Source organism: Sulfitobacter sp. (genome assembly GCF_041552635.1).
In the GTDB taxonomy this organism is placed as follows: Bacteria; Pseudomonadota; Alphaproteobacteria; order Rhodobacterales; family Rhodobacteraceae; genus Sulfitobacter.
The window spans coordinates 1-7567 of sequence record NZ_JBFEKM010000179.1 but is presented as its reverse complement, the minus strand read 5'-3'; the positions used below and the strand labels follow the sequence as shown (position 1 = coordinate 7567).

Genomic DNA, 7567 nt, shown 5'->3' with positions numbered 1-7567 from the left:
CAGCGCATTGGCTGCCAAAGCAGCGGCCCCCGTAGGGATCACCATGACTGTGATCGCGCTGGTGACAGGTGCAATTTGGGGGCAACCCATGTGGGGGACGTGGTGGGCTTGGGACCCGCGTCTGACGTCATTTCTGATCCTGTTCTTGTTCTATCTGGGCTACATTGCCCTGTGGGAAGCCGTCGAAGACCCCGATACAGCGGCGGACCTGACGTCGGTCTTGTGCCTTGTCGGATCGGTCTTTGCGATTCTCTCGCGTTATGCCGTGAATTTCTGGAACCAAGGCCTGCATCAAGGTACATCGGTTCCCGTGGCGACTGGTGGGCGCACCGTGGCGGATGTGTTCTGGTATCCGCTGTTGATCAGCATGATCGGGTTTGGCCTGCTGTTTGTGGCGCTTGTATTGTACCGGACCGGAACTGAAATCCGCCTGCGCCGCGCCCGTGCGCTGTTGGCGCGCAACCGAAAGGATGCTTGATGCCCGAACTTGGTAAATACACAGCCGAGGTTATGACGGCTTACGGCGCTTCGCTGGTTCTGCTTGCTGGTCTGGTCGTGTTGACCCTGCGCAAAGGGCGTCGCGCGCGCGCTGAACTTGCAAAGATCGAGGCGCAAGACCGTGGCTAAGATATCACCCTTGATGATCGCGCCACCTCTGATCTTTGTGGCGTTTGTCGCTCTGGCGGCCTTTGGTATGTTCCGCCCCGATCCCGAAGGTCTGCCCTCAACCCTGATCGGCCAGCAAGCCCCTGCATTGCCCGACAAGACGCTGGCAGATTTTCCGGCGGCCTCTTCTTCGGATTTGAAGACTGGCAAGGTCACATTGGTGAATTTCTGGGCCAGTTGGTGCCCACCCTGCCGCGCAGAGCATCCCAAGCTGCTTGAAATGCAAAGAGATGGTATGGCCATTGTCGGCGTTAACTTCAAAGACACAGAGCGCGCAGCGACAAGCTATCTGACCGATGACGGCAATCCGTTCAAAGGCGTGGCCTTTGACCCACAAGGGCGCACCGCAATTGACTGGGGCGTCACGGCCCCCCCTGAGACGTTCATCATTGGTGGTGACGGCACTGTCCTGTTTCGCTTTGCGGGCCCGCTGGTTGGGAGTGACTATGAACAGCGCTTTTTGCCCGCATTAAATGCGGCTTTGGCTGAGTGAGTCCTATTTCCAAGTGGCTCTAAACCCTCGCCCAAAGCATAGAATCTTTGCTGTTGGTCCAGAAGAGATTTAAAGCCTTCGGCGAGGATATTTAAGAGCTAGAGAAACAGGGGCCGCTGTGATCTGCGGACGATGTAGTCGCGCGTTTAGGTTTCACCATGATGGTGTAACATCATAAGGCGGCATTTCAGATCACACTAAAGGCGATTTTGGTGTGACTTGGGCACACGCGGGACCTATGATTGGGCCATGAGTATGATTTTGCAAGACAGTTTACCACAGGCACAGCAGGGCGCGCCGGGCTTGCCGGGGATGGCACCTTGTCGCCCGGATGATTGGTTGCGGGTGGATGAGGCCTATTTAGCGCAAATGGCTTATCGCGCCGAGCTTTTGAAGCAGCAGACCAAGAATGTATTGTATCAAAGTGATGCGGCCTATGAAGCCTGTTGCGAGGTCTTGGATCAAGCGTTGGAAATTTTGCCAGGGCTCGGGTTCGAGATTGGGGCAGAGGGCGTGACCTGCCCAGATGGCCGCCGTGTAGAGATTGATCGGGCGGCCCCACTGCGTACCTTGGGTCGCTTGGTTCAGGAAGACATCTGTATTTTGCAGAAACGTGGCGATGAACATGTGTTGACGGCAGCGGTTCTATGCTTTCCGGCGAACTGGCGCTTGGCTGAAAAGGTCGAGCGTCCCTTGACCGGCATTCATGCTCCGGTTGACGAATATGACGATAATATTGCCCGCCGCGTGCAGCGCTTGTTTGATGCTGTTCGGGTGGGGCAGCCACTGTGGCGATTCAACAAGTTGCGCTATGCGGATGCGGATTTACACCAACCCCGCCGCCGTGAAGTGGGAGCTGAAATGCCTTTCACCCGATCAGAGCGGCAGTGTATTTTGCGCTTGCCCAAGACAGATGCGGTCATTTTTACGATCCATAGTTTTGTTGTGCGTGGTTAGTAATCTGATCGAAAAATGCGCCTGCCCGAGGGAAACTCAGGCAGACGCAATCGCTTAGCGCGGGGCGAGCACAAGATGCGGCTGGCCGTCCGAGGTTTTGCGCGGTGAGATGCCCTGAGCATCCACCACAGCGTTGACCTGCTTGCGCAGGTTGCTGAACAGTTTCGATGTGACCACATCGACGGCTTCATCAAAGCGCAAGGTAAGGGACCACATGCCACTGGTTGAAAGCCGTGCGGCGATGACGACCCCTTTGAAGGGGTGTGCAAGATAGTGGCCGGAAACCCTGTCGCCCGGCGTCCAGCCTGCGGGCGGCGCACTGGCACGCGCGCTGAGCGTGTTCCAATCACGCGCACCCCATTGGTGGGCAACCATTTCGAGGGTGGCGGCATGGCTCACCTGCGTGCCCTTGGCCGCAAGATCGCCGCGCAGGCGCTTGGCTTGGATTTTCAGGACATCTGTCGATGGGATCTGGGTCGAATTAGATTGATATGTCATTGGTACACTCCTGCTCTCGCAAAAGTCGAAGGGGGTCCGCGTTGCCCGTCAATCGGCGAGATTGAAGGTGTATCGTAGTTTAAAGGGCTTCACCGGAATGCGGACGGCAGGGGCCTTTCCCTATGGACGCCATATGGCGGATCAGCGGATTGATTTCAAGAGGCAGCGTCAAGGGAGGGGACGGAATGCCTTCGGCGAGGATTTTCGACCATTTGGAAAAGGCGGACGCGCACCCGTTCGGGCGCGCGTCCAGAATTTGGGTCAGCCGTCTATGCGGGAAGCCATAATCGCGATGGCCTTTTGATAGACGCCGGCAGCGTTCCATTGCTGGATTACGCTGAAATTGGTCTGGCCTTCCTGATATCCGGCACCGGGTTGCCAGCCTTTCTGGCGCAGGAAATTCGCGGTCGACGCCAAAGCATCGGTTTGATTGTAGAAATCCACTCGCCCGTCGCCATTGCCGTCTACGCCGTAGCGCAGGGCATTGCCGGGCAAAAACTGTGTATGGCCAAGTTCGCCATGTTTTGCGCCTTTGGTGGCACCGTTGATTGCGCCCTGATCGACCAGTTTCAGCGCCCCGATTGCGTGCGGTGCGAAGAAATCCGAGCGACGACAATCATATGTGAGGGTGGTGATCGCGGAAACTACGGCGCTGTCACCCATGAAGCCGCCAAAGGCGGTCTCCATCCCGTGGATCGCGATGATGACACCAGCGGGTACACCAAACCGGGCCTCAAGCGACTGATAAAAGGCAGGGTTGCGCGCCTTGCGTTTGCGGCCTTGGGCGACAATGGTGTCCGCGCCACGCACCTGCATAAATTTGTCCAGCGTGTATTTGAAGGACTTCTGGTTGCGGTCGGCCGCAATCGTCCGGCTGGCATATTGGGCATCGGCCAAGGCGTTCAACCCGCGCTGCCCCACACCTGCGGCGGCGGCTTCTTTGGCGAAGGAGGCCTTCCAGGTGTTAAAGCCACCGGAATTGTTGCCGCATTGTGCGGCGGAAAGGGGGGATGCGAGTGCCGCCATCGCACATAGCGTGACTGCAAAAGAAGAAATTGTACGCATTGGTTACCTCTGGATAAAGCGATTTCCGAGAGTTTAACCGTTGCGTGCGGCGCTGCCTAGTGATCTGCGGCGGCCAAAAGCCCGTTGATATCTGATAACAAAGGGCACCCCAGATGGGATGCCCTTCATTTCTTGTTAAGCTGCGTTGATTAGCAGCTGTAGTACATGCCGAATTCAACAGGGTGGGGAGTGTGCTCGTATTTGTGCACTTCTTCCATCTTGAGTTCGATATAACCTTCGATCTGGTCTTTGGTGAACACGTCACCGGCCAGCAGATAATCCATGTCGTTTTGCAGCTCTTCGAGCGCTTCGCGCAGGGAACCACAAACTGTTGGGATATCGGCCAGTTCTTCGGCGGGCAGATCATACAAGTTCTTGTCCATGGCTTCGCCGGGATCGATCTTGTTTTTGATACCGTCAAGGCCAGCCATCAATAGTGCCGAGAAGCACAGGTAGGGGTTGGCTGCGGGATCGGGGAAACGTGCCTCGACGCGCTTTGCTTTGGGGCTTTCTGTCCATGGAATACGAACGCAGCCGGACCGGTTGCGTGCGGAATATGCGCGCAGAACGGGGGCTTCGAAACCTGGGATCAGGCGCTTGTAGCTGTTGGTCGCCGGGTTGGTGAAGGCGTTCAACGACTTGGCGTGGGAGAGGATGCCGCCGATGAAATACAGCGCTTCTTGCGAAAGATCCGCGTATTTGTCGCCTGCGAACAACGGCTTGCCGTCTTTCCAGATCGACATGTTCACATGCATGCCGGACCCGTTATCGCCATAGATCGGCTTGGGCATAAAGGTTGCCGACTTGCCATAAGCGTGTGCCACGTTGTGGATCACATACTTGTACTTTTGCAGCTCGTCTGCCTGGTGCGTCAGAGTGCCGAAAATCAGACCCAGCTCGTGCTGACAGGACGCAACCTCGAGGTGGTGCTTGTCGACCTTCATGCCAAGACGTTTCATCGTCGACAGCATTTCGGCGCGCAGGTCTTGTGCTTCGTCGATGGGGTTCACCGGAAAGTAGCCGCCCTTGAGGCCGGGGCGGTGGCCCGTGTTGCCCATCTCGTAATCAGTGTCGGTGTTCCAGGACGCGTCGGACGCATCAACTTCGTAGGATACCTTGTTGATTGAATTAGAGAATTTAACATTGTCGAACAAGAAAAATTCGGCCTCTGGACCCATATAGGCGGTGTCACCAATGCCCGAAGAAATCAGGTATGCTTCGGCTTTTTGCGCAGTGCCGCGGGGGTCACGATCATAGGATTCACCTGTGTCTGGTTCAACAATCGAACAGTGAACGCAGATCGTTTTTTCAGCATAGAACGGGTCGATGTAAGCTGTGCTCACGTCCAGCATCAGCTTCATGTCGGAAGCTTCAATGCTTTTCCAGCCTGCGATCGAAGAGCCGTCAAACATAAAGCCTTCTTCGATGAAATCCTCATCGACCAGATCGCAAACGACCGTTACGTGCTGCAGCTTGCCGCGTGTATCGGTAAAGCGCACATCAACGTATTCGATGTCCTCGTCCTTGATCCTCTGCAGAAAGTCCTTGGTGCTCATTGGGTGATATCCTCTTTCTTGAACTTTAGGTTGGATTAAAGCGCGTCCGAACCGGTTTCGCCGGTGCGGATGCGGATTGTCTGTTCAATTGCGCTGACAAAAATTTTGCCGTCGCCAATTTTTTCAGTCTTTGCAGCGCTTACGATCGCTTCGATTGCCGCATCGACCTGATCGTCATCCAAGACGATCTCGATCTTAACTTTGGGCAGGAAGTCGACGACGTATTCGGCACCGCGGTACAGTTCGGTATGACCTTTTTGACGGCCAAAGCCTTTGACCTCGATCACGCTAAGCCCTTGAACGCCGACGTCCTGAAGGGCCTCTTTGACTTCATCAAGCTTGAACGGTTTGATCACAGCTTCGATCTTTTTCATCTGAGGCCTCCCTGCCAGTTGCGATGTCTGCACTTATCCATAAGCGTCATTTCATTGACCAGATCGACGGTCTACCAAGCGTCCGGTGAAGTCCACATCTGACGCTGAATTTTTCATCGCTGCGCGCGATAAATATGCGATGCGGTTAAAATTTAAGCGAAATGAAAATCTGTGAGTGGGGGCACGTGAGGTTTGCGGTCAAATGAAGTCAGCTGGCCTGTTACAATGGGCTATTTCGCACAGGTCTAATCCCAGAGCGATTCCTACAGGCTGTGTGGCCTGATGCAGGGAGGGGGCGGAGAAGCTGGTCTGCTAATGGTCGCGGCAGATGAGTGGCTGGTAGCTAAGCGCAAAAGCCTGCTGCGATGCATCAACATCGCGCGTTGCAAACGAGTGTGGTTAGTGTGTAAAGAAAAAATGGACAGAGTCAGGACCTTGCAGAGCGTCATCTGCAAGGTTTCTAATGTTCAATATCGCACGAAAGAACCGTGCAATTGGCGGCGACCTCGATCTACTGAATTACGACCCAATCAAACTGGATCGCAATTGTTTCAAGCGGCGTTCAATACCGCCCCACGCGCGCGGTTTGCGTCAGTGGTCCCCAACTCTAGGCCACCCGCATATAGGATATGCGGCCCGTCGCAGAAAATCTGGATCAGCATCTGGTTTTGTTCGCCTTGATCAAGGATGAATTCCCCATCAACCAGCGTGCGAGCGGCAACCAGAGCCCGTTCAGAACTGAACATCGCCCGCGCGCGCCAGTCGCGGATTAAAACCATCTGATCTGCCGCCAAAAGCGTGTCACATTCGGGACGCGTGTGCCCCAATGATCCAGCCGCAAAGGCGATCGTGTGAACCTTGCGTGTCGTTCGCTGAATATGCGTTACTTTGGAAATGCCGCTGTCGCGGGTAATCAGCTTGTCCCCGACACTAAGGATTTCCACTGGAATTTCCCCGTCGAGTGTTAGCAATTTTGTACCAGATATCAGGCCGCTATCGACGCTGACATAGGGCATATACTGGCCCGTTCGCGAATCCTGTCCGCTTACGCGCCCGACCGTTTTCGGTTTCATGGGCGTCACTTTCTTGTTTACCTACCTCAGGTATCGTTCTGAATAAGGTAAAAAAGTGTTTATGTCTTGTCTTTTTTGCCCTCGCATATGCCAAACTTGTTTGATACTGAACACCCAATGCGGGTGTGGCGGAATTGGTAGACGCACCAGATTTAGGTTCTGGCGCCTATGGCGTGGGGGTTCGAGTCCCTTCACCCGCACCACTATATCCCATTGATAATACAGAAACCTCTTGCCTGTCGGGCTCACCGTCCGTTTCAAGGTTACAAACTCTGTAACTGTTTGGTTAGGAATTCGTCCTTCGCGTCTTGCTCCTTCGGTATGAAGCAGGGGGCAGAATACTCAGACACAGATGATGACCGGTTGCATTTTAGGGTCTCGGCCCAATGCACCGTTATGTTAGCGGGCTGGAACGTGCTGACCCGGCTCATTTCCAAGCAGTGGCTTGGGATCAGCACCACCCTAGGTCTTTTGGATCCCGGCTGAAATTCCCGAATAAGTATTTAAAATTCAAGGCAACTTTCCGTTTTGACAGCCGAAGGTGGGGCTGTGGTATCTGAAAACGTACCCCAATAGTTGATCCAACTGTACGGGCGCACCTTGGTGCCGTGGGCGTTTGCGGGCGAAAGATTGCCTAATAATGAGGCAGAATTTCGCCTGCGTAACTTTGGCGCGACTGGCATAAGCGGTTAATCTATGATCAGTACGCAAATCCAAAGTTTTTAAGTTTGAAAGAAAGCCACTGTGAATAGAGCGAAATACGGATTGCCTGAGTTGCGTCAGGCGCGGCGCAATGGTGCGGGGCTGCTGCTTGCGGTGTTCTTGTTCAGCGTTTTCGTCAACATTTTGATGCTGACGGGCCCCTTGTTCATGCTGCAGGTCTAT

Annotated in this window: 9 protein-coding genes and 1 tRNA gene; 5 read left to right on the top strand and 5 right to left on the bottom strand. The window is 54.7% G+C overall.

Annotated elements, in window-relative coordinates:
- The 4 genes from ccsA to ABYT07_RS17325 all read left to right on the top strand — a co-directional run.
- Window positions 1-478, top strand: a 478-nt coding sequence (gene ccsA, locus ABYT07_RS17340; RefSeq protein WP_372993284.1) for a cytochrome c biogenesis protein CcsA, incomplete at its 5' end; no start/stop codon positions are given.
- The gene (gene ccmD / locus ABYT07_RS17335; RefSeq protein ID WP_372993283.1) at window positions 478-627 is read left to right on the top strand and encodes a heme exporter protein CcmD; all 150 of its coding nucleotides are present in this window, start codon (window positions 478-480) and stop codon (window positions 625-627) included. The genes ccsA and ccmD, both read left to right, overlap by 1 nt.
- A 13-nt stretch (window positions 628-640) precedes the next feature.
- Window positions 641-1159, top strand: a complete 519-nt coding sequence (locus ABYT07_RS17330; RefSeq protein ID WP_372993286.1) for a DsbE family thiol:disulfide interchange protein — start codon at window positions 641-643, stop codon at window positions 1157-1159.
- 249 nt (window positions 1160-1408) lie between these two features.
- Entirely contained in the window at window positions 1409-2116 is a 708-nt protein-coding gene (locus ABYT07_RS17325; RefSeq protein ID WP_372993282.1) for a DUF3445 domain-containing protein, read from the top strand.
- A 54-nt stretch (window positions 2117-2170) separates the two neighbouring features.
- Here the strand turns inward: ABYT07_RS17325 and ABYT07_RS17320 are convergent, their stop codons facing one another.
- The 5 genes from ABYT07_RS17320 to ABYT07_RS17300 form a co-directional block, all read right to left on the bottom strand.
- Entirely contained in the window at window positions 2171-2614 is a 444-nt protein-coding gene (locus tag ABYT07_RS17320; RefSeq protein WP_372993281.1) for a glyoxalase superfamily protein, read from the bottom strand.
- 261 nt (window positions 2615-2875) lie between these two features.
- Window positions 2876-3640: a lytic transglycosylase domain-containing protein gene (locus tag ABYT07_RS17315; RefSeq protein WP_372993285.1), complete on the bottom strand. Its 765-nt coding sequence runs from the start codon at window positions 3638-3640 to the stop codon at window positions 2876-2878.
- A gap of 188 nt (window positions 3641-3828) precedes the next feature.
- Complete coding sequence (gene glnA / locus ABYT07_RS17310) at window positions 3829-5235, bottom strand: type I glutamate--ammonia ligase (protein WP_372993280.1); 1407 nt, start codon at window positions 5233-5235, stop codon at window positions 3829-3831.
- A gap of 35 nt (window positions 5236-5270) precedes the next feature.
- Entirely contained in the window at window positions 5271-5609 is a 339-nt protein-coding gene (locus ABYT07_RS17305) for a P-II family nitrogen regulator (protein ID WP_372993279.1), read from the bottom strand.
- A 551-nt stretch (window positions 5610-6160) separates the two neighbouring features.
- Window positions 6161-6682: a Hint domain-containing protein gene (locus ABYT07_RS17300; RefSeq protein ID WP_372993278.1), complete on the bottom strand. Its 522-nt coding sequence runs from the start codon at window positions 6680-6682 to the stop codon at window positions 6161-6163.
- Window positions 6683-6801: 119 nt separating this feature from the next.
- Here ABYT07_RS17300 and ABYT07_RS17295 point away from each other — a divergent pair.
- Window positions 6802-6885: transfer RNA gene (locus tag ABYT07_RS17295), tRNA-Leu, on the top strand.
- The last annotated feature ends 682 nt before the right edge of the window (window positions 6886-7567 follow it).

Coding starts and splice junctions, on each gene's coding strand:
- ABYT07_RS17330 (WP_372993286.1), top strand. CDS start 641: ATGATCGCGCCACCTCTGATCTTTGTGGCGTTTGTCGCTCTGGCGGCC.
- ccmD (WP_372993283.1), top strand. CDS start 478: ATGCCCGAACTTGGTAAATACACAGCCGAGGTTATGACGGCTTACGGC.
- ABYT07_RS17315 (WP_372993285.1), bottom strand. CDS start 3,640: ATGGCGGCACTCGCATCCCCCCTTTCCGCCGCACAATGCGGCAACAAT.
- ABYT07_RS17320 (WP_372993281.1), bottom strand. CDS start 2,614: ATGACATATCAATCTAATTCGACCCAGATCCCATCGACAGATGTCCTG.
- ABYT07_RS17325 (WP_372993282.1), top strand. CDS start 1,409: ATGAGTATGATTTTGCAAGACAGTTTACCACAGGCACAGCAGGGCGCG.
- glnA (WP_372993280.1), bottom strand. CDS start 5,235: ATGAGCACCAAGGACTTTCTGCAGAGGATCAAGGACGAGGACATCGAA.
- ABYT07_RS17305 (WP_372993279.1), bottom strand. CDS start 5,609: ATGAAAAAGATCGAAGCTGTGATCAAACCGTTCAAGCTTGATGAAGTC.
- ABYT07_RS17300 (WP_372993278.1), bottom strand. CDS start 6,682: ATGAAACCGAAAACGGTCGGGCGCGTAAGCGGACAGGATTCGCGAACG.